At 54.6% G+C, this 25,014-nt stretch carries 28 protein-coding genes and 1 other RNA gene; 10 read left to right on the top strand and 19 right to left on the bottom strand.

Translation table 11 applies throughout. From position 1 onward, the window contains the following. Window positions 1-14 precede the first annotated feature (14 nt). Window positions 15-1,052 carry a permease gene (locus DFO56_RS20550; protein WP_020455400.1) on the top strand — a complete coding sequence of 346 codons (1,038 nt, stop codon included), beginning with the start codon at window positions 15-17 and terminating at the stop codon, window positions 1,050-1,052. 58 nt (window positions 1,053-1,110) lie between these two features. Here DFO56_RS20550 and dolP read toward each other — a convergent pair whose 3' ends face one another. The 4 genes from dolP to DFO56_RS20530 are packed head-to-tail and all read right to left on the bottom strand — an operon-like array spanning window position 1,111 to window position 4,801. Then, window positions 1,111-1,686 (bottom strand): division/outer membrane stress-associated lipid-binding lipoprotein, encoded by a 576-nt coding sequence (gene dolP / locus DFO56_RS20545; protein ID WP_017457372.1) that lies wholly within the window; start codon window positions 1,684-1,686, stop codon window positions 1,111-1,113. A 9-nt stretch (window positions 1,687-1,695) separates the two neighbouring features. Continuing rightward, window positions 1,696-2,286: a DnaA initiator-associating protein DiaA gene (gene diaA, locus DFO56_RS20540; RefSeq protein WP_040016590.1), complete on the bottom strand. Its 591-nt coding sequence runs from the start codon at window positions 2,284-2,286 to the stop codon at window positions 1,696-1,698. A 23-nt stretch (window positions 2,287-2,309) separates the two neighbouring features. Continuing rightward, the gene (locus DFO56_RS20535) at window positions 2,310-2,705 is read right to left on the bottom strand and encodes a YraN family protein (RefSeq protein WP_020455399.1); all 396 of its coding nucleotides are present in this window, start codon (window positions 2,703-2,705) and stop codon (window positions 2,310-2,312) included. Continuing rightward, entirely contained in the window at window positions 2,663-4,801 is a 2,139-nt protein-coding gene (locus tag DFO56_RS20530) for a penicillin-binding protein activator (RefSeq protein WP_045513196.1), read from the bottom strand. The genes DFO56_RS20535 and DFO56_RS20530 overlap by 43 nt, the downstream gene beginning before the upstream one ends. A gap of 62 nt (window positions 4,802-4,863) precedes the next feature. On the opposite strand from DFO56_RS20530, the gene rsmI reads away from it, so the two are divergent. Further along, a complete protein-coding gene (gene rsmI / locus DFO56_RS20525) occupies window positions 4,864-5,727 on the top strand; it encodes a 16S rRNA (cytidine(1402)-2'-O)-methyltransferase (RefSeq protein WP_045513193.1) in 864 nt (287 codons plus the stop codon). 73 nt (window positions 5,728-5,800) lie between these two features. Here the strand turns inward: rsmI and garD are convergent, their stop codons facing one another. Next, a complete protein-coding gene (gene garD / locus DFO56_RS20520; protein WP_020455396.1) occupies window positions 5,801-7,372 on the bottom strand; it encodes a galactarate dehydratase in 1,572 nt (523 codons plus the stop codon). Between the two features lie 421 nt (window positions 7,373-7,793). Here garD and DFO56_RS20515 point away from each other — a divergent pair, with 421 nt between their 5' ends. The 6 genes from DFO56_RS20515 to DFO56_RS20485 all read left to right on the top strand — a co-directional run bounded on the left by DFO56_RS20515 (window position 7,794) and on the right by DFO56_RS20485 (window position 14,123). After that, a complete protein-coding gene (locus DFO56_RS20515; RefSeq protein WP_020455395.1) occupies window positions 7,794-9,128 on the top strand; it encodes an MFS transporter in 1,335 nt (444 codons plus the stop codon). A 25-nt stretch (window positions 9,129-9,153) separates the two neighbouring features. Beyond that, complete coding sequence (garL, locus tag DFO56_RS20510; protein WP_020455394.1) at window positions 9,154-9,924, top strand: 2-dehydro-3-deoxyglucarate aldolase; 771 nt, start codon at window positions 9,154-9,156, stop codon at window positions 9,922-9,924. A gap of 31 nt (window positions 9,925-9,955) precedes the next feature. Continuing rightward, window positions 9,956-10,846 carry a 2-hydroxy-3-oxopropionate reductase gene (garR, locus tag DFO56_RS20505; RefSeq protein WP_020455393.1) on the top strand — a complete coding sequence of 297 codons (891 nt, stop codon included), beginning with the start codon at window positions 9,956-9,958 and terminating at the stop codon, window positions 10,844-10,846. A gap of 103 nt (window positions 10,847-10,949) precedes the next feature. Beyond that, window positions 10,950-12,095 (top strand): glycerate 2-kinase, encoded by a 1,146-nt coding sequence (gene garK, locus DFO56_RS20500; protein ID WP_020455392.1) that lies wholly within the window; start codon window positions 10,950-10,952, stop codon window positions 12,093-12,095. A gap of 32 nt (window positions 12,096-12,127) precedes the next feature. Further along, window positions 12,128-12,506, top strand: an RNA gene (gene rnpB, locus DFO56_RS20495) — RNase P RNA component class A. Window positions 12,507-13,370: 864 nt separating this feature from the next. Next, window positions 13,371-14,123 (top strand): glutamine amidotransferase, encoded by a 753-nt coding sequence (locus DFO56_RS20485; protein WP_045513190.1) that lies wholly within the window; start codon window positions 13,371-13,373, stop codon window positions 14,121-14,123. On the opposite strand, the gene DFO56_RS20480 is transcribed toward DFO56_RS20485, so the two are convergent. Further along, window positions 14,103-14,495, bottom strand: a complete 393-nt coding sequence (locus tag DFO56_RS20480) for a nuclear transport factor 2 family protein (protein WP_020455389.1) — start codon at window positions 14,493-14,495, stop codon at window positions 14,103-14,105. The genes DFO56_RS20485 and DFO56_RS20480 overlap by 21 nt on opposite strands. Window positions 14,496-14,586: 91 nt before the next feature. Here DFO56_RS20480 and DFO56_RS20475 point away from each other — a divergent pair, with 91 nt between their 5' ends. Continuing rightward, complete coding sequence (locus DFO56_RS20475) at window positions 14,587-15,306, top strand: AraC family transcriptional regulator (RefSeq protein ID WP_045513187.1); 720 nt, start codon at window positions 14,587-14,589, stop codon at window positions 15,304-15,306. Window positions 15,307-15,373: 67 nt separating this feature from the next. On the opposite strand, the gene DFO56_RS25100 is transcribed toward DFO56_RS20475, so the two are convergent. Next, window positions 15,374-15,505 carry a hypothetical protein gene (locus tag DFO56_RS25100; protein WP_370447824.1) on the bottom strand — a complete coding sequence of 44 codons (132 nt, stop codon included), beginning with the start codon at window positions 15,503-15,505 and terminating at the stop codon, window positions 15,374-15,376. Window positions 15,506-15,555: 50 nt separating this feature from the next. Then, window positions 15,556-16,257, bottom strand: coding sequence for a pirin family protein (locus DFO56_RS20470; protein WP_020455386.1), 702 nt, complete (start codon window positions 16,255-16,257; stop codon window positions 15,556-15,558). 105 nt (window positions 16,258-16,362) lie between these two features. On the opposite strand from DFO56_RS20470, the gene DFO56_RS20465 reads away from it, so the two are divergent. Next, complete coding sequence (locus tag DFO56_RS20465) at window positions 16,363-17,259, top strand: LysR family transcriptional regulator (protein WP_020455385.1); 897 nt, start codon at window positions 16,363-16,365, stop codon at window positions 17,257-17,259. Window positions 17,260-17,291: 32 nt separating this feature from the next. Here the strand turns inward: DFO56_RS20465 and DFO56_RS20460 are convergent, their stop codons facing one another. From DFO56_RS20460 to DFO56_RS20410, 11 genes are all read right to left on the bottom strand, one after another. Beyond that, on the bottom strand, window positions 17,292-17,639 hold the full coding sequence (locus DFO56_RS20460) for a DUF805 domain-containing protein (RefSeq protein WP_045513183.1): 348 nt from the start codon (window positions 17,637-17,639) through the stop codon (window positions 17,292-17,294). A 124-nt stretch (window positions 17,640-17,763) separates the two neighbouring features. Beyond that, the gene (locus DFO56_RS20455; protein WP_045513181.1) at window positions 17,764-18,750 is read right to left on the bottom strand and encodes a glutathione S-transferase family protein; all 987 of its coding nucleotides are present in this window, start codon (window positions 18,748-18,750) and stop codon (window positions 17,764-17,766) included. 75 nt (window positions 18,751-18,825) lie between these two features. After that, window positions 18,826-19,218, bottom strand: coding sequence for a DoxX family protein (locus DFO56_RS20450; protein WP_020455382.1), 393 nt, complete (start codon window positions 19,216-19,218; stop codon window positions 18,826-18,828). A gap of 218 nt (window positions 19,219-19,436) precedes the next feature. Beyond that, window positions 19,437-19,727 (bottom strand): YqjK-like family protein, encoded by a 291-nt coding sequence (locus DFO56_RS20445; RefSeq protein ID WP_017457399.1) that lies wholly within the window; start codon window positions 19,725-19,727, stop codon window positions 19,437-19,439. Further along, on the bottom strand, window positions 19,724-20,119 hold the full coding sequence (locus DFO56_RS20440) for a phage holin family protein (protein WP_017457400.1): 396 nt from the start codon (window positions 20,117-20,119) through the stop codon (window positions 19,724-19,726). The genes DFO56_RS20445 and DFO56_RS20440 overlap by 4 nt, the downstream gene beginning before the upstream one ends. Window position 20,120: 1 nt before the next feature. Then, on the bottom strand, window positions 20,121-20,423 hold the full coding sequence (locus DFO56_RS20435) for a YqjD family protein (protein ID WP_045513179.1): 303 nt from the start codon (window positions 20,421-20,423) through the stop codon (window positions 20,121-20,123). A gap of 38 nt (window positions 20,424-20,461) precedes the next feature. Continuing rightward, the gene (locus tag DFO56_RS20430; protein ID WP_044489740.1) at window positions 20,462-20,830 is read right to left on the bottom strand and encodes a DUF1090 domain-containing protein; all 369 of its coding nucleotides are present in this window, start codon (window positions 20,828-20,830) and stop codon (window positions 20,462-20,464) included. Window positions 20,831-20,978: 148 nt separating this feature from the next. Beyond that, window positions 20,979-21,365 carry an EnvZ/OmpR regulon moderator MzrA gene (gene mzrA, locus DFO56_RS20425; protein ID WP_020455379.1) on the bottom strand — a complete coding sequence of 129 codons (387 nt, stop codon included), beginning with the start codon at window positions 21,363-21,365 and terminating at the stop codon, window positions 20,979-20,981. Window positions 21,366-21,369: 4 nt separating this feature from the next. Further along, window positions 21,370-22,032 carry a DedA family general envelope maintenance protein YqjA gene (yqjA, locus tag DFO56_RS20420; RefSeq protein WP_017457404.1) on the bottom strand — a complete coding sequence of 221 codons (663 nt, stop codon included), beginning with the start codon at window positions 22,030-22,032 and terminating at the stop codon, window positions 21,370-21,372. Window positions 22,033-22,358: 326 nt separating this feature from the next. Next, window positions 22,359-23,135 carry a transcriptional regulator ExuR gene (gene exuR, locus DFO56_RS20415; protein WP_020455378.1) on the bottom strand — a complete coding sequence of 259 codons (777 nt, stop codon included), beginning with the start codon at window positions 23,133-23,135 and terminating at the stop codon, window positions 22,359-22,361. Between the two features lie 123 nt (window positions 23,136-23,258). Continuing rightward, a complete protein-coding gene (locus tag DFO56_RS20410) occupies window positions 23,259-24,560 on the bottom strand; it encodes an MFS transporter (RefSeq protein WP_020455377.1) in 1,302 nt (433 codons plus the stop codon). Between the last annotated feature and the right edge of the window lie 454 nt (window positions 24,561-25,014).

Genomic DNA, 25,014 nt, shown 5'->3' with positions numbered 1-25,014 from the left:
CCCCGGGGAATGTTATGACTGGTCAGTCTTCACCTCAGGCGGCAACACCTGTTCAATGGTGGAAACCCGCTCTGTTCTTTCTTGTTGTTATCATTGGTCTTTGGTACGTGAAATGGCAGCCTTATTACGGCAAAGCATTCACCGCCGCCGAGACACACAGCATCGGTAAATCCATTCTTTCCCAGGCCGACTCCAGCCCGTTTCAGGCGGCGCTTGATTATGCCATGGTCTATTTTCTCGCCGTCTGGAAAGCCGCCGTACTCGGCGTGCTGCTCGGTTCGTTGATTCAGGTGCTTATCCCGCGCGACTGGTTGCTGCGCACGCTGGGGCAAAAACGCTTTAGCGGCACCCTGTTTGGTACGTTATTTTCTCTGCCTGGCATGATGTGCTCCTGCTGTGCGGCGCCGGTGGCGGCGGGCATGCGGCGTCAGCGCGTTTCGATGGGCGGTGCGCTGGCGTTCTGGATGGGCAACCCGCTGCTGAACCCGGCAACGTTGGTGTTTATGGGGTTTGTGCTTGGCTGGCATTTCGCCGCAATCCGCCTGGTTGCTGGTCTGGTCACCGTGCTCGGCGTGGCAACGCTGGTACAGATGCTGGTGAAAGATAGCCCGCAACAGGCAGAGCCGGTGGAGATCACCTTGCCGGAGCCGCAGGGCAGCTTTATGGCGCGCTGGGGCAAGGCGTTATGGCAACTGTTCTGGAGCACCATTCCGGTCTATATCCTCGCGGTGCTGGTTCTCGGTGCGGCGCGCGTCTGGCTGTTCCCGCATGCGGATGGCGCGGTGGATAACACATTGCTGTGGGTGATTGCGATGGCGATTGTCGGTTGCCTGTTTGTTATCCCCACGGCGGCAGAAATTCCCATTGTGCAAACCATGATGCTGGCGGGGATGGGCATGGCGCCTGCCCTGGCGCTGCTGATTACGCTGCCGGCGGTTAGCCTGCCATCGCTCGTTATGCTGCGTAAATCTTTCCCGGCGAAAGCCCTGTGGCTGACCGGCGGCCTGGTGGCGCTGTGCGGGATGATAACCGGAACTATTGCGCTGCTGTAAGCCTACTACTGCGCGAAAAAAAGCCCGGTTTTGACCGGGCTTTTTTATGACTGCGGGTTTATTTAAGCAGGGTAAAGGCGGTGGTCACGTGTTTCACCCCGCTTACGCGGCTGGCGATATCTGCGGCGGCGCGGCCTTCACGCTCGGTGACCAGCCCCATCAGGAACACTTCGCCGTTTTCTGTCGTCACTTTCACGTTTGACGATTTCACCTGGTCGCTGCTCAGCAACTGCGAGCGCACTTTGGTGGTGATCCAGGTATCGGAAGAGGCCGTACCCAGACCAATCGGCTGACCCTGGCGGATCTCGTTAAAGACTTCGGTTGTCCCTTCCACACCAACGGCAATCTGTTTTGCCCGCGAAGAGAGATCGGTATTCGGCGCCTGGCCTGTCAGCAGTACTTTCCCCTGGTAGGCGGTGACGTTAACACGCGCTTCTTTCTTAATTTGTTCGTCTTTCGACAGCGCGCTATTCACGCGTAGTTCCAGCGTGCTGTCATCCACCTGGGTGCCAACGGTTCGCGGATCCGTCGCGGCTTTTGTGCCCACGGCTGCGGAACCTACCACCACTGCGCCAACACAACCCTGTAACAGCAGCGCGGAAATAAGGACTGCGAGGGGCGTAAATGCCTTCATGTGTACTCCTTAATCATCCTGGTGAGGAAAAAGCGTGTTATCAATCAGATCGCATAAGCAATTTACCGTTAGCATGTGCATTTCCTGGATGCGCGCGCTGCGGTGGGAAGGAATACGAATTTCGACATCCTGCGGCCCCAGCAGACCCGCCAGCTCGCCACCGTCGTAGCCCGTCAACGCAATGATCGACATATCGCGCGTCACCGCCGCTTCGACGGCTTTAACGATATCGCGACTGTTACCACGCGTTGAGATGGCTAATAAAATATCGCCGGTATGACCGAGCGCCCGAACCTGCTTGGCATAAATTTCATCATGCAGACGGTCATTTGCTATCGCGGTTAAGACCACATTATCGGTATTAAGTGCAATGGCAGGTAAACTAGGACGTTCTGTTTCAAAACGGTTGATCATGCTGGCAGCAAAATGCTGTGCGTTGGCGGCAGATGTCCCGTTGCCACAACAGAGGATTTTGTTGCCATTCAGCAGGGAGTGAACCATCGTCATGGCTGCTCGGGAAATGGCATCAGGTAGCGCTTCCGCCGCCGCAATTTGGGTTTGAATGCTTTCCGTAAAGCAGACTTTAATTCGTTCGAGCACGGTAATCCCTATCATTGAGCCAATCATGAGTGGTCGTTAAAGGCGTTGGCTATCCACTCAACATCATTTTCGGTGAAGGCTACCACATCAAACCGGCAATCCACAGTGTCAAAACTCCCATTGTGCCGGGCCAGCCATAAACGCGCGGTATGCAGCAGTTTGGCTTGCTTGGCGCGGGTGACGCTGCTTGCTGCACCGCCAAAACGCGCCGATTTTCGGTAGCGTACTTCAATAAACACGGTGGTCTTGCCGTGTCGCATTATCAGATCGATTTCGCCGCCGCGCTCGCGCACATTGGCGGCGATAAAATGCAGTCCTTTGCTTTCCAGCAGGCGACGCGCTTTCGCTTCCCACACGTCGCCGGTCTGCTTACGGCTTAATTCGCCGGGACGATTTGCCCCTGTTGGTATTTGAGCCATGACAACTTCCTGTTGATCACGCAGTCCTGTGTAGCCGTTAAATCGCCGGTATTGCCGTTCAGCTCAAAACCCGGCACCTGACGCATTTGCGAGAAGTTATTCGCCAGCGACCAGGCATCCGCGCCCATCGCGTACAGACGCGCCAGCGAGTAGTCGTTATTCACGCTTTTCAGCGCTTGCTGCATCAGCGACGGATTTGCGCCAGCAAGCATCGGGATTTCGTTGAATTGCAGGCCTTCCATTTCAAGGCGGAAATCCGGGCCTGCGCCGCCCTGCGCGCTGCGTGAGCTGGCGTACAGCATCACACCGCTCTGGCTGCCGGTACGCAGAGTAATCATCGGTTTAATCAGTGCGATTTCATCCTGCGTGGCGACGATATACACCGCGTCAACGCTGCCGCTACCGCTAATTTGCGCATCCGTCGGCGGCGCCGGAATATTCAGACCGCCAACCGTCACGCCTGGCTGCTGTGGCAGGCTGGAAGCAACCGGGCTACCGGTCAGCGCGATGCCAGAGCGACCGTTCAGCCCCATGCGCAGTTCAGCGGTGGAACCGAATTTTTGCGCTAACACAACGCCGCCGCCCAGTTTTTTCCACTCATCGGCAAACGCGGTACTGACGCGTTCACCCAATGCGCTGCGTGGCACCAGCAGCAGCGGCGCATGACGACCCTGCTCAAAGATATGGCGTGCGGCATCGTGGGCTTCATCCTCTGGCGAGAGGGCGAAGTAGCAAATGTTGGCGCGGTTTTCGACATGCTCCGGCTGGTTGAGCGCCAGCACGTTCAGCGACGTGTTGCTGCGCATCAGCTCTTCAACATTGTTTTTGAGCAGCGGGCCGACCACGATGCTGGCGCCATCCTGCTGAACCTGGTTGAGGATCTGATCCATCGGTTGCGCACTGGTATCGTACACTTTCAGCTCAGCGCCAGGATTCGCCGGTGTGCCTGCCACGGCAGGTGCAGCGACCGGCTGAGTCGCATTAGCGTCGGTCGGCTGAGCGGGCGTTGTGGCTGCCGGATCTTGCTGAGCAGTGGCGGCGGAATTCGTTGTTGCTGCGTCACTTTGTGCTGCGCTATCCGGTGCTTGCGCTTGTTGAGCATTCGGTGCAGCTGCATTTTGCTGCGCCGGGGCGTTGGTCAGGTCATTCACATTCGCGTCTGCCGGGCTGACAACGGCTGCGGTCGCGGCCTGGGCAACTTGCTGCGGAACAGCCGGGCCGGAAACCGGGGCAATGCCGTTTTTCGCCGCTTCAAAACCCTGCTGAATAGCGCGGCTAAACACAGCCGCCTGGCCATTTAACGGCAACAGCAGCGCGATTTTGTTAGTTGCTGCTGGTTTAAAGTTTTGCAAGTTCGACAACTGGCCAGGCAACATTTTCGCCGCCGGGTTTTGCGGGTAGCGCGTTTGCCAGTCGGTAATGCCAGCTTTCAGCATATTGGGGTCGTTGCGGTTGTCGAACCACATGCGTTGCAGGTCGAGCCAGCCTTGCAGCGTCACTTCATCGGCGTTGATCACCAGCGCTCTGGCCTGATCTTGCGTCATAGAGGCCAGCGCTTGCCAGGTGGCGTCGATGTTTTTCTGCTTCTCTTCCGGTTTACTCAACAGCGGCTGCTGGGCAATGAGCGCGCGCAGCAGCGTCAGAGAAGGCTTGCCTTGCGAGGCGGAAATGCCAATTTGCCAGTAACGCGCTTGCTGGTTCTGCTCAAGATCGGCGGGATCGAGTTCGTTGAGTTGCGCTTTCGCACCGGCAAAATCCTTCTGCGCCAGTTTCATTTCGGCAGCGAGCAACGTGCGTTCTTTGCGCTGATTATCGCTCAGATCCTGCGGCAGCTGGGCAAACAGTTCGCCGGCCTGCTGGGTTTTTCCCTCTTTCAGCAGTGCACGAATGGCGAGTAATTGCCAGTTGGTCTTGCTATCATCTGTGCTTTGCTGCATCTGCTGCAGGTAATAGCCAGAATCGGCCTGCGCTTCGCCCTGCATATGCGAGGCGCTCTGGTCTGTCGATTGCGTGCCGCAGCCTGCAAACAGCAGGGCGGCGAGCACCACAGGCAGGCAGCGCGTGGCTTTCGAACGTAGAAATCTTGACGGTAGCATACTGTATCCAGTGATAATTTTTACGCAATGCTCAATATTAAATCGGCAATACGGATGAAACAATGAAACAACACGAATCGGCGGAGAATTCTCAAGGTCAGCTCTATATTGTACCTACTCCTATCGGGAATTTGGCTGATATTACGCAGCGCGCGCTTAACGTGTTACAAGCCGTTGATTTAATTGCCGCTGAAGATACCCGCCACACCGGTTTACTGCTCCAGCACTTCGCCATTAATGCCCGTTTGTTTGCGCTGCACGACCATAATGAGCAGCAAAAAGCCGAAACGCTGGTGGCGAAATTAAAAGAGGGGCAGAACATTGCGCTGGTTTCCGACGCCGGAACGCCGCTGATTAACGATCCGGGCTACCATCTGGTGCGTACCTGCCGCGAGGCCGGTATCCGCGTGGTGCCGTTGCCGGGGCCGTGTGCGGCCATCGCCGCGTTAAGCGCCGCCGGGCTGCCATCGGATCGTTTCTGTTACGAAGGTTTTCTGCCCGCCAAATCGAAAGGGCGTCGCGATACGCTCAAAGGGCTGGAAACCGAAAGCCGTACGCTCATTTTTTATGAATCCACTCACCGTCTGCTGGAAAGCCTGGAAGATATGGTCGCCGTATGGGGGGAATCCCGCTATGTGGTACTGGCGCGCGAGCTGACCAAAACCTGGGAAACCATTCACGGGGCGCCGGTGGGCGAGCTGCTGGCATGGGTTAAAGAGGATGAGAACCGCCGCAAAGGCGAGATGGTACTGATCGTCGAAGGGCACAAGGCGCAGGAAGATGAGTTACCCGCCGATGCGTTACGCACGCTGGTGTTACTGCAAACCGAGCTGCCGCTGAAAAAAGCGGCCGCGCTGGCGGCGGAAATCCACGGCGTGAAGAAAAACGCGTTGTATAAATACGCGCTGGAACAGCAGAACGGCTGAGCGACAAACCGAACGAAAAAAAAGCATGGCCTGCGCCATGCTTAAAAAGTGAGGTTTACTTTTCTTATAAAAATCAGGTCACCGGAGCCGGGTTAAACACCGCCAGTTGGTTGTGCAGGCCCCATTGATCCGAGAAGGTTTTCTTACGGCCGCTGGCGACATCCAGGATGAAGTGGAACAGTTTCCAGCCCACATCTTCAATCGTCTCTTCGCCCGTGGCGATCGTCCCGGCGTTGATATCCATTAAGTCATACCAGCGGTTCGCCAGCTCGGTACGTGTTGCCATCTTAATCACCGGCACTGCAACCAGGCCGTAAGGCGTACCGCGACCGGTGGTAAAGACCTGTACGGTAATCCCGGAAGAGACCTGCTGCGTACCGCAGACGAAGTCGCTCGCCGGCGTTGCTGCGTAAATCAGGCCGCGTTTGGTCGGGCGTTGGCCGGGAGAGAGCACTTCCGAAATGGCGCTCTTACCGGATTTCGCAATTGACCCCAGCGCTTTCTCGACCACGTTCGCCAGGCCGCCTTTTTTGTTCCCCGGAGAGGGGTTGGCACTGCGGTCGGTTTTGCCCATATCGAGATAGTTATCGTACCAGGCCATCTCTTCCAGCAGACGTTTGCCCACTTCTTCGTTAATGGCGCGCGGGGTCAGTAAGTGTATCGCGTCGCGCACTTCGGTCACTTCTGAGAACATTACCGTGCCGCCGCAGCGAATAATCAGGTCAGATGCAAAGCCAACCGCCGGGTTAGCGGTAACGCCGGAGAACGCATCGCTGCCGCCGCACTGCATGCCGACAACCAGTTCGGAGGCCGGGCAGGTTTCACGTTTGCGCTGATTCAGCTTCACCAGGTGGCGTTCAGCCACCTGCAGAATGTCGTCCACCATTGAGCGGAAACCCACGTGATGCTCATCCTGCAAACGCACAATGCTGGCGCTGTCGACCGGAATGGCCTGCACATCTTCAGTGCCCTGCAGCAGACGTTCCGGCTGTAATTTTTCGCAACCGAGACCAATCACCATCACTTCACCGCCAAAGTTCGGGTTCAGCGCGAGGTTATGGATAGTACGAATGGGGATCACCGCAGCCGGTGCGTTAATCGCCACGCCGCAGCCATAGAGATGGTTCAGACCGACGACGCCGTCCACATTTGGGTACTTCGGCAGCAGATCGCGTTCGATAATCTTCACGACATAATCGACAACGCCCGCCACGCAATGCACGCTGGTGGTGATGCCCAGCAGATTTTTAGTGCCGACGCTGCCGTCCGCATTGCGATAGCCTTCAAAGGTGTAACCTTCCAGCGGCGGCAGCGGCTCAGGGACTTTGGTCGCCAGCGGCAGCGTATTCAGCGGCGGCGCTTTTGGTAGTTCAACGGTGGATTCATCAATCCAGCTACCGCGTGCAATGTCGCGTACAGCGTAACCAATCACTTCGCCGTAACGCACAATCTCACCGTGATGGGGAATATCCACCAGCGCCACTTTATGGCCTTGCGGAATATGCTCAATCAGCTCAAGTCCATCCGGAAAACGGGTTCCCGCTTTTAAGCCATTGTCATTAACGATGATCGCGACATTATCCGTGTCGTGTACCTTAATATAAAACGCCCCTGGCGGTTGCTGTCTAATTTCAATGTCGGACATTGTTAAGTAATCTCCAGCTAGCTGTACGATGCATTACTCAATAAAAAGAGGAACCATTCTTTATTCTGTAATTAATATCAGAAATAAAAATCTCATTTGCTGAAATAAGGATGTCAGGAGTTTAAATAATAAAATGTGATCTGCATCACTTATTATTGTGATCTCCCGTCTGGTGCGGCTGTCTATTGCAAGAACTGTGCATTAGCGCCCAGGCGTATGTGCATATGCTCAAATTATTCTTTTTGTACAAGGTTAAAATTGAGCAACCCTCCAGTGTGTGACATGATGACGCTGATTATACTGAGCGCTAATAAAATCGACGTGCCAATTATCTGATATAAGTTCGGGTGCTTAAATTAAATCAGATAAGAAACATCACAATAATTATATTTTAAATTTGGCGGTGCCCAAGGAAATTAAAATGACTGTTGAACATGCCGTTGAAACAAAACGGGGCTTACCAACCCGTTATTTAATTTTGCTAATTATATTTATTGTTACTGCTGTTAACTATGCAGACCGCGCTACGCTATCCATTGCCGGGACAGAGGTTGCGAAAGAGCTGCAACTTGATTCTGTCTCAATGGGCTACATCTTTTCAGCATTCGGTTGGGCTTACTTGCTGATGCAAATCCCTGGCGGTTGGTTGCTTGACCGCTTCGGTTCGAAAAAGGTTTATACCTGGAGTCTGTTTTTCTGGTCGCTCTTCACTTTCTTGCAGGGTTTTGTTGATGTTTTCCCGATCGCCTGGGCCGGGATTTCCATGTTTTTCATGCGTTTTATGCTCGGCTTCTCAGAAGCGCCATCATTTCCGGCGAACGCCCGCATCGTTGCGGCCTGGTTCCCGGCAAAAGAGCGCGGTACAGCTTCTGCGATTTTTAACTCTGCGCAGTATTTCTCTCTGGCGCTATTCTCACCGCTGCTGGGCTGGCTGACTTTCGCCTGGGGCTGGGAGCATGTGTTTACCGTGATGGGCGCGATCGGTTTTGTGCTGACCTTCGCCTGGGTGAAATTTGTCCACAACCCAACTGACCATCCTCGTATGTCCCGCGAAGAGCTGGAGTACATCGCGCAGAATGGCGCGGTCGTGGATATGGACCACAAAAAAACGGACGACAGTAAAAACGCCGGTCCTAAAATGGATTACATCAAGCAACTGCTGTGCAACCGTATGATGCTTGGCGTGTTTTTTGGTCAGTACTTCCTTAACACCATTACCTGGTTCTTCCTGACTTGGTTCCCGATTTATCTGGTGCAGGAAAAAGGTATGTCGATCCTCAAAGTCGGGTTTGTTGCCTCCATTCCGGCGCTGTGCGGTTTTGCCGGTGGCGTGCTCGGCGGATTTTTCTCTGATTACCTGATTAAGCGCGGTTCCTCGCTGACCGTGGCACGTAAATTCCCTATCGTGGTCGGGATGTTACTGGCTTCAAGCATCATTCTGTGTAACTACACCGATAACACCGCCCTGGTTATTGCCCTGATGGCGCTCGCATTCTTCGGTAAAGGTTTTGGCGCGTTGGGTTGGCCGGTTATTTCCGATGTCGCGCCGAAAGAGATTGTGGGCTTGTGCGGTGGCGTCTTCAACGTGTTCGGTAATGTGGCCTCTATCGTGACGCCGCTGGTTATCGGATACATGGTTAAAGAGTTGCATTCTTTCAACGGTGCGTTGGTGTTCGTAGGCTGTTCAGCGCTGATGATGATGGTCTGCTACCTGTTCGTGGTTGGCGACATCAAACGTATGGAACTGAAGAAATAAGCAACAACTCATTAAGGTACAAAAGATGAATAACGATATCTTCCCAAACAAATTCAAGGCCGCGCTGGCGGCGCAACAGATTCAAATCGGTTGTTGGTCTGCGCTGGGTAGTCATATCAGCACTGAAGTTCTGGGCCTGGCGGGTTTTGACTGGCTGTTACTGGACGGCGAACACGCCCCAAACGACGTGCTCACTTTTGTACCGCAATTAATGGCATTAAAGGGCAGCGTTAGCGCGCCGGTGGTACGGGTTCCGACCAACGATCCGGTGATTATCAAACGCCTGCTGGATATCGGTTTCTATAACTTCCTGATCCCGTTTGTCGAAACCGAAGAAGAAGCGGTAAACGCCGTGGCGGCGACCCGCTATCCGCCGGAAGGCATTCGCGGTGTCTCTGTTTCGCACCGCGCCAATATGTTCGGCACCGTGCCGGATTACTTCCGCCAGTCCAACGCCAATATCACGATTCTGGTGCAGATCGAAAGCCAGGCGGGGGTGGATAACCTCGATGCCATTCTGGCAACCGACGGCGTAGACGGCGTGTTTGTTGGCCCAAGCGATCTGGCCGCCACGCTGGGTTACATCGGCAATGCCGCGCACCCGGAAGTACAGCGCACCATTCAACACATTTTTGCGCGCGCCAAAGCGCACAACAAACCGAGCGGTATTCTGGCGCCGGTTGAAGCCGACGCACGCCGCTACCTCGAATGGGGCGCGACCGTGGTAGCCGTTGGCAGCGACCTTGGCGTGTTCCGCTCAGCCACGCAGAAGCTGGCCGACACCTTTAAGAAATAATCAAACCACCATTAAAGAGAGAGACGCAATTATGACGATGAAAGTTGGTTTCATTGGCCTGGGTATCATGGGTAAACCAATGAGTAAAAACCTCATTAAAGCCGGTTACTCACTGGTGGTCGTGGATCGTAACCAGGACGCCGTGGCTGAAGTGATTGCCGCAGGCGCTGAAGCCGTAACCAGCGCGAAAGCCGTTGCTGAGCAGTGCGATGTGATTATCACCATGCTGCCGAACTCCCCGCACGTAAAAGAAGTGGCGCTGGGCGAAGGCGGCATCATCGAAGGCGCGAAGCCTGGTACTGTGCTTATCGACATGAGCTCCATCGCACCGCTGGCCAGCCGTGAAATCAGCGAGGCGCTGAAAGCGAAAGGCATTGACATGCTGGACGCGCCGGTCAGCGGCGGCGAGCCGAAAGCCATCGACGGCACGCTGTCGGTGATGGTGGGCGGGGACAAAGCGATTTTCGACAAATATTACGATCTGCTGAAAGCGATGGCGGGTTCTGTGGTGCACACCGGTGATATCGGCGCGGGCAACGTGACCAAACTGGCGAACCAGGTGATCGTGGCGTTGAATATTGCCGCGATGTCTGAAGCGCTGACGCTGGCGACTAAAGCGGGCGTTAACCCGGATCTGGTCTACCAGGCGATTCGTGGCGGGCTGGCGGGCAGCACCGTGCTGGACGCGAAAGCGCCGATGGTGATGGATCGCAACTTCAAACCGGGCTTCCGTATTGATCTGCATATCAAAGACCTTTCCAACGCGCTGGATACCTCGCACGGCGTTGGCGCGCAGTTGCCGCTGACAGCCGCAGTGATGGAGATGATGCAGGCGCTGCGTGCAGACGGTCTGGGCAATGCCGACCACAGCGCGCTGGCATGCTATTACGAGAAACTGGCGAAGATCGAAGTAACTCGTTAATCAAAAGGGCGCGGCGCTGCGCCCTTGACTCCTTATTTATCCACTTCTTCAGGCCGCTATTGGCCTGAAGGGTGAAGTGCGCGGCACTATCAGGCTCACAACTATGAAAATCGTAATCGCCCCAGACTCTTACAAAGAAAGCCTTTCAGCTACTGAAGTAGCGCAGGCGATAGAAAAAGGATTTCGGGAGATTTTCCCGGATGCTCAATATGTTTCCGTTCCGGTTGCGGATGGTGGCGAAGGTACGGTTGAAGCCATGATTGCCGCCACGAATGGCACGGTGCATACCGCGCGCGTCACTGGACCGCTGGGGAAACATGTTGAAGCCTGCTGGGGGATGTCGGGCGACGGAAAAACCGCGTTTATTGAAATGGCGGCGGCGAGCGGGCTGGCGCTGGTTCCACCTGAATTACGTAACCCTTTGATTACCACTTCGCGCGGCACCGGGGAACTTATTTTGCACGCGCTGGAACAGGGGGCGACCACTATTATTATCGGCATTGGCGGTAGCGCAACTAACGACGGCGGCGCGGGTATGGTGCAGGCGCTGGGCGCGAAACTGACCGATGCTAACGGGACGGAAATCGGCTACGGCGGCGGTAGCCTGATAAGCCTGAACGGCATTGATATTTCCGGGCTCGATCCGCGTTTACAACACTGCACGCTGCGTGTCGCCTGCGATGTCACTAACCCTTTGATCGGCGAGCAGGGCGCATCACGCATTTTTGGCCCGCAAAAAGGGGCGACGGAAGCGTTGATTGTCGAGCTGGATCGCAACCTGAGTCATTTCGCCGATGTTATTAAAAAATCGCTGCGCGTTGATGTGAAAAACGTGCCGGGCTCCGGCGCAGCAGGCGGGATGGGCGCGGCATTGATGGCTTTTCTCGGCGCGGAATTACGCAGCGGCATTGAGATCGTGACGCAGGCGCTCAATCTTGAAGAGCATATTCACGATTGCACACTGGTAGTGACCGGCGAAGGGCGCATCGACAGCCAGAGTATCCACGGAAAAGTGCCGGTGGGCGTGGCGCATGTCGCCAAAAAATACCACAAGCCAGTGATCGGTATCGCCGGGAGTTTGACCAGCGACGTGGGCGTGGTTCACCAGTACGGCATTGACGCCGTATTTAGCGTGCTGACCAGCATCGGTACGCTGGAAGAGGCGTTTCGTGGCGCGTTTGACAATATTTATCGCGCATCGCGCAATATTGCCGCCACCTTGCAAGTGGGAATGTTGACGGAAGGGTGACAGGCGCAAGCAAACCCTCTATACTGCGCGCCGAAGCTGACCAGACAGTCGCCGCTTCGTCGTCGTCCTCTTCGGGGGAGACGGGCGGAGGGGAGGAAAGTCCGGGCTCCATAGGGCAGGGTGCCAGGTAACGCCTGGGAGGCGCAAGCCTACGACCAGTGCAACAGAGAGCAAACCGCCGATGGCCCACGCAAGTGGGATCAGGTAAGGGTGAAAGGGTGCGGTAAGAGCGCACCGCGCGTCTGGCAACAGTTCGCGGCACGGTAAACTCCACCCGGAGCAAGGCCAAATAGGGGTTCACAAGGTACGGCCCGTACTGAACCCGGGTAGGCTGCTTGAGCCAGTGAGCGATTGCTGGCCTAGATGAATGACTGTCCACGACAGAACCCGGCTTATCGGTCAGTTTCGACTATTAATAAAACCCCGCTTCGGCGGGGTTTTTGCTTTCTGGCGGCTAAAGCTGAATGACTGTCCACTCCGCTTTCGATGAAAGAACGCGGCTTACCGGCTAGTTTCGACTGTTCAGATAAGAACCCGCTTCGGCGGGATTTTTGCTTTCTGGCGGCTAAAGCTGAATGACTGTCCACTCCGTTTTCGATGAAAGAACGCGGCTTACCGGCCAGTTTCGACTGTTCAGATAAGAACCCGCTTCGGCGGGATTTTTGCTTTCTGGCGGCTAAAGCTGAATGACTGTCCACTCCGTTTTCGATGAAGGAACGCGGCTTACCGGCCAGTTTCGACTGTTCAGATAAGAATCCGCTTCGGCGGGGTTTTTGCTTTCTGGCGGCTAAAGCTGAATGACTGTCCACTCCGCTTTCGATGAAAGAAAGCGGCTTACCGGTCAGTTTCGACTGTTCAGATAAGAACCCGCTTCGGCGGGGTTTTTGCTTTCTGGCGGCTAAAGCTGAATGACTGTCCACTCCGCTTTCTATGAAGGAACGCGGCTTACCGGTCAGTTTCGACTGTTCAGATAAGAACCCGCTTCGGCGGGATTTTTGCTTTCTGGCGGCTAAAGCTGAATGACTGTCCACTCCGCTTTCGATGAAAGAACGCGGCTGACTGGTCAGTTTCGACTGTGCAGGTAAGATCCCGCTTCGGCGGGGGTTTGCTTTTTTGATAGAGGCAGTTTGCAGGCTTTTTGCTGTTGCGCGCGCCGTACCGTTAAGCACCGGCACTTCTAACCTTATAAATAAATATCCCGTCGGAAGGCTGTCGAAAAGCGCTAACATGTTCTTAAACGGTTTTGAAACTAGCATCGCGGGAGTCGCTGCCGTCATGGAACAAAAATCATTGATCATTATTCAGATGGGGGATGCCCCGAAGCCTTTACGTGACGCCCACGGGGATGTTCCGCATTGGTTTTGCCGGGCTATCGGGTGTGCTCCTGAAGAGGTGGACGTGGTTCGCGTTTTTGAAGGCGAAACGCTGCCAGCCCCGGATGCGCGCCGGGCAGCGATCATTACCGGTTCATGGGCGATGGTTTCCGACAGGCTGCCGTGGAGCGAGAAGACCGCAGAATGGATCCGCGAAGCCATTGCGGTTGAGATGCCGCTCTTTGGCGTTTGCTATGGTCATCAACTGATGTCCTGGGCCCTGGGCGGGAATGTTGAATACCATCCGCAGGGCCGTGAAGCGGGGACAAAAACCGTTTATTTGAACGCCTCGGCGCACAACGATCCGCTACTCAGCCACCTGTCTGAAAGTTTCCCTGCGCACCTGACGCACCGGCAAACGGTAACGCGGCTGCCTGAAGGCGCATCGGTGCTGGCCTCTTCTGCCCATGATAATCATCAGATCGTTCGCTACGGGCCACGGGCCATTTCGGTGCAGTTCCACCCGGAAATGACGCCGGAAATCGCGACCGATCTGCTGCGTTTGAATCGCGCGCACATCGAAAAAGAGGGCACCGATGCCGACAGCTTAGTCGCCAGCGTGCTGCCCGCGCCGGGCGCGGCGGAGATCCTGCGCCGTTTCGTGCAGGAAGTGACCGAGCGCGACAAGACGCGGTTATCTAACGCTGCCCAGTGAGCGGTCTTGCGCCGTGCCACGCACCAGCCGGGTTAACTCCTCGCAACGGGTGATTAGCCCGTTCTCCAGCGTGAAATGCGCAAACACGTCAATGTGTGCCTGAGAGCCATCTTTCTTACTCACCGCCACAAGATGGTGCGTCAATACGTCATTGTTTTGCCCGGCAATGGCGACCACAGTCACGTCAATGGCGTGCGTCAGATGTTTGAGTTTCGCCATGTGTTCGACAAATCCCGTGAAATCAAGCGACTGCCCGTCGACAACTTGTTGATAATCCGGCGAGAAGAATTGGCGAATTTTCGCTTCGTTATGGTCAGGGTGGCAAACAACGCGTTGTAAAGCCAGGGTGATATGTTGGGTGATGTCCATCATGGTTATCCTCATTTGAGCCTGTTAGAGAGGATATCGCTACACCGCGTTGGTATATTAACCGTATCAGGACATCAAATACGGTTTATCAGCCATGTTAATCGTACAAAAGCAGCGACTCACGCATCAAAACAAGCACATCACCGCGTGGCACCAGCATGCCAGCGGGCAGCTGTTTTGCATTCAGCGGGGGATGATGATTGTGAAAACGGAGCAGGCGCAATGGGCGCTAACGCCCGCGACTGTCGGCTGGTTTCCTGCACAGATGCGCCACTGCGCCTGGAGCGTGGGCGAGGTAGAAGGACATAGCCTGCAACTCAACCACGATGATGCCCCCGCTTTCGCGGGAGTGTGGCCTGCCGATCCGTTTATGATGCTTTTGATGGAACGTATAACGCAGTGCGACCCGTCTCGCCAGGCATCGCTTCTGGCGGTGATGATGGAGGAGATTCGCGTAGCACCAGGCGCGCCGTTGCAGTTAACCCTGCCGCAGGATCGTCGGGCGAAACGGGTGGCTGAACTGCTGTTGTCGGAGCCACACCATGTGGCAAATCAGGCGCAACTGGCTAAGCTCTTTGGCTTGAGCGTCAGAACATTAAGCCGCTTGTTCAGCGAACAAACCGGGCTGAGTTTTAGCCAGTGGCGGCAGCAGGCAAAAGTCCTGGCATCGATGGCGCATCTGCTGCGCGGGGTGTCGGTAAGTGAGACGGCAGAACGCTGCGGGTACGATAATGTCAGTGCTTTTATCGCCGCATTTAAGCTGCGCTTTGGCAGCACGCCGGGGCAATTTCAGGCACGAAACCGGGCGTGCTAAGTTCGCGAAGAACGACAATAGGGTTCAGTAGAGATTTGCCCCGGTCTGATGCGCCGGGGCTTATGGGTCAGGCGGTGGCTTCTTCTTCCGCCAGTCGGACAACGGCTTCTGCGACGATTGCTTCCAGCTCTGTCAGCATCTCTTCATAACCGAATCCAGCCAGGGCGGGGAGTGGGGTTTGCTGTGTAGGGTCTGTCATAAAATTCATTGTGCTGCTCATTTCATTTACTCACTTACGTAACGCAACTATCACACGGGTAAATCTATCAGCAAAGCGCGCAACGGCGTATCCGCAACCAGGGTTATGTTAGCCTCGTCACGAATAAACGCACCGTCACCACAGGTGAGCGCTTCTTTTGCTTCGCAATGTGTCACGGCGTGTACCGTACCGTGAATCGATTGCAAATAGGCGCGCGGGCCATGCAGTTGAATCTGTAACTCTTCGCCTTTGGCAAGCTCGATATGATGCAGCCACACTTGCTGGCGGAGCTGCAAACTTCCCTGGCTGCCATCGGGGGAAGCCAGCAGTTGCTGCGCCACATCGGCAATGGTCATTTTTTGCACCGGCGGGTTTTCACGCTCGGGGCAGGCATCCAGCCATAACTGCATACGCGTTAACGATTTGTCTTTGCTCAGGTTATGTTCGCTGTAGCTGATGCCGGGCTGGGTGGCAATTAACAATGCTTCACCGGCTTTCGCCTGGACATGGTTGCCCTCGCTGTCGCGATACTCCGCTTCGCCTTCCAGAATCAGATTTAAAATATCCACTTTCGGGTAGGTGCGTGGCTGGAACGATGCGCCAGGGGCGAGCACTTCCTGGTTCAACACACGCAGGGAGGCATAGCCCAGTAATTTCGGGTCGAAGTAATGTCCAAAAGAAAAAGTGTAGCGGGCCTGAAGCCAGCCGAAGTCAGCTTGTCCGCATTGTTTCGCAGTACGGGTAGTAATCATAATTGTCGACCTCTCTTTACTTAAAACAATGTTAAAGGTATGGACGCTGCATTGTTAGCCAGATATTCTGCCCGGTATGTTCAAATTTCCTGAATGAGAACACTCATGGCCAAAGAAAGGGCGCTGACGCTCGAAGCGTTACGCGTGATGGATGCGATTGACCGGCGTGGAAGCTTTGCCGCGGCGGCGGATGAGTTGGGACGCGTGCCTTCTGCGCTCAGCTATACCATGCAAAAACTTGAAGAAGAGCTGGATGTCGTGCTGTTTGACCGCTCCGGGCACCGAACGAAATTCACCAATGTCGGGCGAATGCTGCTGGAGCGCGGTCGCGTATTGCTGGAAGCCGCCGATAAACTGACAACCGACGCAGAAGCGCTGGCGCGCGGCTGGGAAACGCATCTGACGCTGGTCACTGAAGCGCTGGTGCCGACAGTCGAGCTGTTTCCGCTGGTCGACCGGCTGGCGGCAAAAGCCAATACGCAGTTATCGATCATTACTGAAGTGCTGGCCGGGGCGTGGGAGCGGCTGGAGCAGGGGCGTGCCGATATTGTCGTCGCTCCGGATATGCATTTTCGCTCCTCGTCGGAAATCAACTCACGCAAGCTTTACTCGGTGATGAACGTCTACGTTGCTGCGCCGGATCACCCGATCCACCAGGAAGCGGAACCGCTCTCGGAAGTGACGCGCGTGAAATACCGCGGCGTGGCTGTTGCCGATACCGCCCGCGAGCGTCCGGTGCTGACGGTACAGCTTTTGGATAAGCAGCCAAGGCTGACGGTGAGTACCATCGAGGATAAACGCCAGGCGCTGCTGTCCGGCCTGGGCGTGGCGACGATGCCTTATCCACTGGTGGAACAGGATATCGCCGAAGGTCGCTTACGTGTTGTGAGCCCGGAATATACCAGCCAGGTAGATATTATTATGGCCTGGCGTCGCGACAGTATGGGCGAAGCGAAAGCCTGGTGTCTGCGGGAAATTCCCAAGCTGTTTGCCGGTAAATAAGTCATTGCTCCACATTGGTGGAGCAATGCCATTCAGGGGAACGCTTTCGGTACGGGGCCAAAGGGGTTTTCTACCGGCGTGCCGCGCTGGCTGTAAAACGCCAGCAGCATCAACCAGCCAATCACCGGAAACAGCAGCAGCAACAGCCAGCGCCAGCTCCGGTTGGTATCATGCAGGCGGCGTACCTGAACCGCCAGGTTTGGCACCAGCACCAGCAGGGCGTAAATCTGGCTTAACAGGTGCCAGCCGATGATCCTGTCGACCACATACAGCACGCCAAAGAGGATAAGGTTGACCAGTGTGAACATCCAGAATTCGCGGCGGTGCGCGCGTCCATGAAATGTCGCGTAGTTGCTCAGTACCCTAAAATACCAGTCCATTTCCCACCTCGATCAACGGTCAATCCGTTGTTTTCTCAACGATCCCTGTAAGAATAGACGGCAAAAATACAAAGCGAAAACCCGGCGAGAAATAATTTGGGCGCGATGAAACGCGCCCGGAAGATCAGGAGAAACGCAGGTCGCGTCCGTGTGGCTCATCCAGATCCTGCCACGGCCCGATAGAGATAATTCCGGTCGGGTTAATGGTTTTGTGGCTGCGGTAATAGTGGTTGCGGATATGGGCGAAATCGACCGTTTCCGCAACGCCCGGCATCTGATAAATGTCGCGCAGAAAGCCGTGCAGATTCAGATAGTCGCTGATGCGGTGCTTATCGCATTTGAAGTGAGTGACATAGACCGGATCGAAACGCACCAGCGTTGTCCACAGGCGGATATCCGCTTCCGTAAGCCGGTCACCGGTCAGGTAACGATGCTGTCCGAGGATCTGCTCAAGGCGTTCCAGCGCATTGAAAACATTGACCACCGCTTCGTCATACGCCTGCTGGCTGGTGGCGAAACCGGCTTTATAGACACCGTTATTCACGTTGTCGTAGATCCAGCCATTCAATTCATCGATCTGGTCGCGTAATTCTGGCGGGTAGTAATCGCCCGCTTTTGCGCCCAGACCGTCAAAAGCGGTATTGAACATGCGGATGATTTCCGCCGATTCATTGCTGACAATCGTGTGATTCTTTTTATCCCACAGCACAGGCACCGTGACGCGCCCGGTGTAGTGCGGGTCGGCGTGCAGGTAGAGCTGATAAAGGAATTCGTGTTGATACAGCGTGTCGCCAGTTGCCGCCGGAAAGTCATCGTCAAATGTCCAGCCGTTCTCCAGCATCAACGGGTTGACCACGGAAACAGAGATAAACGGCTCAAGGCCTTTGAGTTTACGCAGGATCAGCGTGCGATGCGCCCACGGGCAGGCGAGTGAAACATATAAGTGGTAGCGGTCTTTCTCGGCGGCAAAGCCACCTTCGCCAGAAGGACCTGGTGCGCCATCTGCGGTAAGCCAGTTGCGAAATGCGGATACCGAGCGCTGGAAACGTCCGCCGGTGGATTTGGTGTCATACCAGTTGTCGTGCCAGACGCCGTCAATCAGTTGTCCCATTTTGTCTCCTCCTTCTGAATAGCAAAAGCGAGGAGTGGTCTCCTCGCTTTGATCTCTTCACTCAGTATAGAGCGCTTACCATTTTTTATTCAGGACGCGGTCGATACTGATGGCGCCCGGACCAGTAATGCCCAGCAGCAAGTAACCGCCAGCGATGGTCAGGTTTTTCATGAACATCAGCGAGTTCACGCCTTCTGCAAAGTTGCTGTGGAAGATGAACGCGGTCAGCAGCGTAAAACCTGCGGTGAACAGCGCTGTAGTACGGGTCAGGAAACCGAACAAGATCGCCAGACCGCCGCCAAACTCAAGAAGAATGGTCAGCGGCAGGAAGAACCCCGGCACGCCCATCGCTTCCATATATTGCTGAGTGCCTGCATAACCGGTGATTTTGCCCCAGCCTGCGGTAATAAACAGAATCGGCATCAGGATACGAGCAACCAGGAAACCAACATCTTCTAATTTTTTCATCTTTCTCTCCAGGGAACCACAATAGCGGCTTTCAGTAAAAGGTCTGCAATTACGGGCGTGTGCCGCGTGCTTGCTGTCGATGGAGAGGATAATAATCGTGACGGGAAAAGATTGTTAGCAAGGAAAACTGTCGAATTTTTTCAAAAAAACTGAGCAAGCACCAAAGCAAACGGGCGATGGATAACCATCGCCCGCGTAAGCCGTGCTGTGATTGTGTATCAGTGCGTTGCGTTGAGCGTTGATTTGACCAGCCGCCATAAGCTCCATGCGCCTAAACCGCGTTTAGCCCAGCGCACAAGCATATTGGGGTGGCGCACGGACCATATCGCCATCGCGCTGCTGCCCACCAGCGCCCAGGAGCGCAAGCTGAGCAGCGTATTCCAGCCGCGATCGTAGGCTCCGGTGGCTTCCAGCCACTCACGGCGGCTGGCGGTGAGATCCAGGCGTTGTTGTTGGATCTCACTGAGCAAACGTGCTTTGCGCTTCAGACGTTCCGCTTTGCCGCTCACTTATCCTCCTCCAGCAAGGCACGGTCGTTTGCCAGCTCCTGGCGAGTATGACGCAGCAGCGTCGAGGCCCGCGCTTTACGCAATGTCCAGATGCCGCCTATCAACGCCAGCACCAGCAACACGACGGTGGTTGCAATCATCGCGTTGAGGCGATATTGCGGATCGATGGCCCAGATAATCAGCACCATCAGACTCATCAGGCCAAATGCGGCGAAAAGCATGGTTAGCCCTACCATAAGCAGCAGCTGGAATAAGTTCGCTTTCTCTTCTTCCAGCTCGACAACCGCCAGCCGCAGGCGGGTCTCAACCATTTCAACAAGAATGGTCACAATGCGTTGACCAATCCCCAGTACGCTTTTGCCCGGCCCTTGCGCGTTTCGCAAATCCGTCATCTTAGCGACGCGACAGCAGTACGCCCAGCACCACACCGACGGCGGCGCCGATACCTACGCTGGCCCACGGGTTTTCACGCACATACTCATCGGTACGCGCAGCCGCTTCACGGGTTTGGCGGGCGAGCGCATCGCCGGTTTCGCCCAAACGGTGACGGCTGTCGCGCAGCGCCTGTTCCGCTTTGGTGCGTAATTTACTCAGCTCTTCTTTCGACTTATCACTGGAATTGCTCAGCACTTCTTCCAGCGTATCCGCCAGGGATTTCAACTCTGCGCGCAAATTGTCAGCATTATCTTTCGACATAATTCTCTCCAGGTGAGTGAGTGGTTATTTCCATTAAATCAGTAGTCACGCGCTTCCAGGGCTTTCAGTTCGGCCTGCGCCTCTTTCAGCTTGTGCTCGCGTTTGCTTATTTTCTCCGCATCGCCTTTTTGCTTTGCCTCATTGAGATCGTGGCGGCGCCCGGCTACTTCTTCTTTCATCTCAGCGATTTTTTTCTGATGGGCGGCGCGCAGCTTGCTGTCAGAGCAATTGGCGCGTACTTCTCGCAGCGCCTTGTTCAGGCCGTTAATTCGGCTCTGATTGTTATGCTTTTCGGCATAGCTGATTTCACGCTGGATCTCATGTTCCTTTTCCTGACAGGGCGAAGCCGCCTGGGAAAATGCGCTAAGCGAAAAAAGGGCCAGCGCCAGTGCGATGCGGTTTTTCATAATCGAGAACCTTCCATTGTTGGCCAGCGAAACGATGGTTACGCCAGCGTCCAGTGACATAAAGCGAACTCTGGTTCCGTGTACTCAAGCATAGTAAGTAAACGGCCAAACACCAAAGTGAGTGAAAAGATTCAGAATCCTGGAAAGGTTAACCGAATCGATGTGTGCTGTTGCGCAGGCGGGTCAGCCACGCGGAAGTTTGGCTGTTATCATCGTCCTGAGCGGCAATGATGTAACCATGAGGTAAGGTGCGATCGAGCACGATTTTCGCCGCCGCGCTCTGCTCACTGGATTCAAATTTAATTAACAGCGTGTCGTCCTGCGGCGTAATACTTTTAAAATGAATGCCGTTGGCATCCAGATGATGCCAGACAGAGAAACCATCCGGCACGCTGACATTTTGCGTGAGCGGGCGAATCGCCAGCGTTGATTCACGGTTTTGCAGCGTCGTCCAGGCGAAAAACATCACGCTGAAAACGGTCATCGCCGCGACACCCATCAGTAACCAGCGTAAAAAGGGACGTTGCAATTCCATGGTCTCAACCCCGATTGCGGTATTTTTTCTTCCACAGCACCACCAGTGAGCCGGCAAGGCCAATCACCAGCAATACTACCGGAAGCAACATCAGGCAGGACATCAGCGCATCTTCGTATTTACGAAACACCGGCGTCTTGCCCAGCAGATAACCCAGCGTGGTCAGTATCAGCACCCACAGCAGGCCGCTCATCCAGTTGAAAAACTGAAAGCGGGCATTACTCAGACCAGAAAGTCCGGCAATAGTTGGTAACAGGGTGCGAACAAATGCAATAAAACGACCAATCAACAGGGCAGAAAGGCCATGTTTGTGGAAAAGATGGTGCGCGCGCTGGTGATAATGTGCGGGAAGATGCGATAACCAGTTTTGCACGATGCGCGTATTACCCAGCCAGCGCCCCTGAATGTAACTGAGCCAGCATCCCAGGCTTGCCGCCACTGTCAGTAATAAAATGGTTTGTGGATATCCAAGCGCGCCTTTTGCAATCAGTACGCCAATCAGTACCAGCAGGCTATCGCCAGGAAGAAACGCTGCCGGAAGCAGGCCGTTTTCAAGAAATAAAATGACAAATAAAACAAAATAAAGCATGCCGATCATACCGGGCTGCGAGAGTGTCGCGAAATCCTGGCTCCAGAGGGCATGGAGTAATTGGCTTAAAAGTTCCATTCAGTATTCCTGGTACATCGGTTTACGTCACGCCCAGAACAGCACGGCGATTATCTTTAATACATTATGGTCGCTCGTGGCACACTCGATACGGCATATTCAGGTAACAGACGTTGTGAGCAAGCACTAACTTATATGATGACAAATGCATCCAATTGTAACAAATGCCGACGTTATGAGTCAGTCAGAAAAATGAGTTTCGGTGATGATTTTGCTTGTCGCGGCAGGGGGAGGCGAGGCTATTTACAAAGGCTGACACTCTAGACGGTTTACTTACCTTAAAACCGGGCAGGCGCAGCGTAAGTGTGCGCCTTACAGGACATTTTTTATTTGCTGCCGGTTGCGGCGGTATCGAGATGCACCACCGGGTTTTCCGCAAACAAATAGCGATCGGCGTTGAACTCGAAATCATCGCTGGTTTCGTTAAACAGCATCTGTTTGGTGTTTTCCAGATGTTGCCACATCGCCAGTTTCGCCGCGTGCGGGTCTTTGCGAATCAGCGCGCGCAGGATCTGGTCATGATCATCACACCAGTTATCCACGGTGCGTAAGTCGATGTGATCGTGAAGTTTTTTCCAGTATGGGTTGTGAACACGCTGTGTCCACATTTTCTCAACGATGGCCGCCAGCGCCGTGTTTTGTGTGGCCAGCGCAACCTGCACATGGAACTGCAAATCCCACTCAGAATCGCGGAAACACTTCTCTTTACGCGCGTTATCCTGAATTTCCATCAGCTTCATGATGTCCTGTTTCGTCACCTGGGTGGCGGCGAATTCAGCAATATTACTTTCGATCAGCTGACGAGCCTGCAGCAGCTCAAACGGGCCGTAATTGGCGAACTCAAGGTTTTCATCCGGCGCCTGGGTGTGGCGTGCCACGTTGGAGATCACATGAATGCCGGAGCCTTTGCGAACTTCAACATACCCTTCTACTTCAAGCATGATAATGGCTTCACGAACCACGGTCCGGCTGACGCTTTTCTCATCGGCGATAAAGCGCTCGGCGGGCAGTTTGTCTCCCACCAGATAGACGCCTTGCTCAATACGGCTTTTAAGCTCCGCGGCAAGCTGTTGGTACAAACGTCGTGACTCGGAGATTTCCATATGTGAGCTCCAGGAAAAAGAAGGGCAATAATAGATTTGTTATACCACTTTTACTGCTTTCTCACCATCGCAGATAGTAAAAAAGCCGCACCAGGCGGCTTTTTTAAGTATCAAAATTGATGTTTAACTTTGTGCTGCCGGGCCACCAAGTGAATGCTCTTTCACCACCTCTTCGGCTGATTTGTTTTTCAGCACCGTCCAGATAACCACGGCACCCATCAGGTCGAACAGAGCCAGCACAGCGAACAGCGGGCTAAAGCCGATGGTATCCGCCAGCGCACCAACTACCAGGGCAAACAGGGTACTTGCTGTCCACGCCGCCATACCGGTCAGACCGTTCGCGGTTGCCACTTCGTTACGACCGAATACGTCAGAAGAGAGTGTAATCAGCGCACCGGACAGAGACTGGTGAGCAAAACCACCGATACACAGCAGGCCGATTGCCACATACGGGCTGGTGAACAGGCCGATCATGCCAGGGCCAATCATCAGTACCGCACCCATGGTCACTACCATTTTACGGGAAACAATCAGGTTCACACCGAAGACACGCTGGAACAGCGGCGGCAGGTAACCACCGACGATGCAACCCAGGTCAGCGAACAGCATCGGCATCCAGGCGAACATGGCGATTTCTTTCAGGTTAAAACCGTAAACCTTGAACATGAACAGCGGGATCCAGGCGTTAAACGTACCCCAGGCTGGTTCTGCCAGGAAACGCGGCAGCGCGATGCCCCAGAACTGACGGGTGCCCAGAATCTGCCAGACGGACATTTTTTTGCCGTTGTTGGTCTGGTGTTGTGCTTCCTGACCGCCAATGATGTACTCGCGTTCTTCTTCGCTCAGTTTTTTCTGATCGCGCGGGTGTTTATAGAAAACCAGCCAGGCCATCGCCCAGGCAAAGCTCAGCACACCAGAGATGATGAACGCCATTTCCCAGCTGTGCATCACGATTGCCCACACCACCAGCGGCGGCGCAATCATCGCACCAATAGAAGAACCGACGTTGAAGTAACCCACCGCGATAGAACGTTCTTTCGCCGGGAACCATTCGGACGCCGCTTTCAGACCTGCCGGGATCATCGCTGCTTCAGCGGCACCCACCGCGCCACGCGCCAGTGCCAGACCACCCCAGCTGCCTGCCAGCGCAGTCGCGCCGCAGAATACCGCCCAGGTAATCGCAAAGAAGGCATAACCAATTTTGGTGCCCAGAACGTCCAGTACGTAGCCTGCAACAGGCTGCATAACAGTATAAGCCGCGGAATAAGCCGCAATGATGTAAGAGTATTGCTGAGTAGAAATGTGCAGCTCTTCCATCAAGGTTGGAGCGGCAGCCGCTACGGTGTTACGTGTCAGGTAGCCCAGCACGGTGCCGACCGTCACCAGTGCTATCATGTACCAACGTAATCCTTTGATTTTACGCATGTAAACCTCATCGTTATGTTATTACCGCCTGCGCGGCCATCCTTCGATCGCGTTCGGAGGATGAAACGGGGAGGACGTACCCGGGAGAACTCCCGGTACGGCCCAAACCTTGCCATAAGTAAGCGTGTTTAAGTCGGTATCCGTACCCAAAAAATCCGATTAACTTTTTATCGGGAATGCATTCCGTCGGCTTATGTGTTCGACGGCAGGAAAGATAACTTGTCATACAACTTGAAAAGGTGAGTGACATCACAAAAGTGTTTTTCTTTGTGTGGTCTTTAACTTTGCCGGGATAAGCCAGAAACGGCGCGGGTTAGCGGGATATTCAGGCGCCTGGATTGTCAGTTTTTGTCTGCTTTTATTGATCCAACTCACGAAAATATCTTCGGTCTATAGAAATTGGTGTGATAACTTTGTCAGCATTAAAGGTAAGCATCAGACGCACTCGTTTAGA

It is taken from the genome of Kosakonia sp. AG348 (assembly GCF_003337365.1).
GTDB lineage: Bacteria > Pseudomonadota > Gammaproteobacteria > Enterobacterales > Enterobacteriaceae > Kosakonia.
The sequence above is the reverse complement of the archived record's forward strand: the minus strand, read 5'-3'. Positions and strand labels throughout refer to the sequence as shown.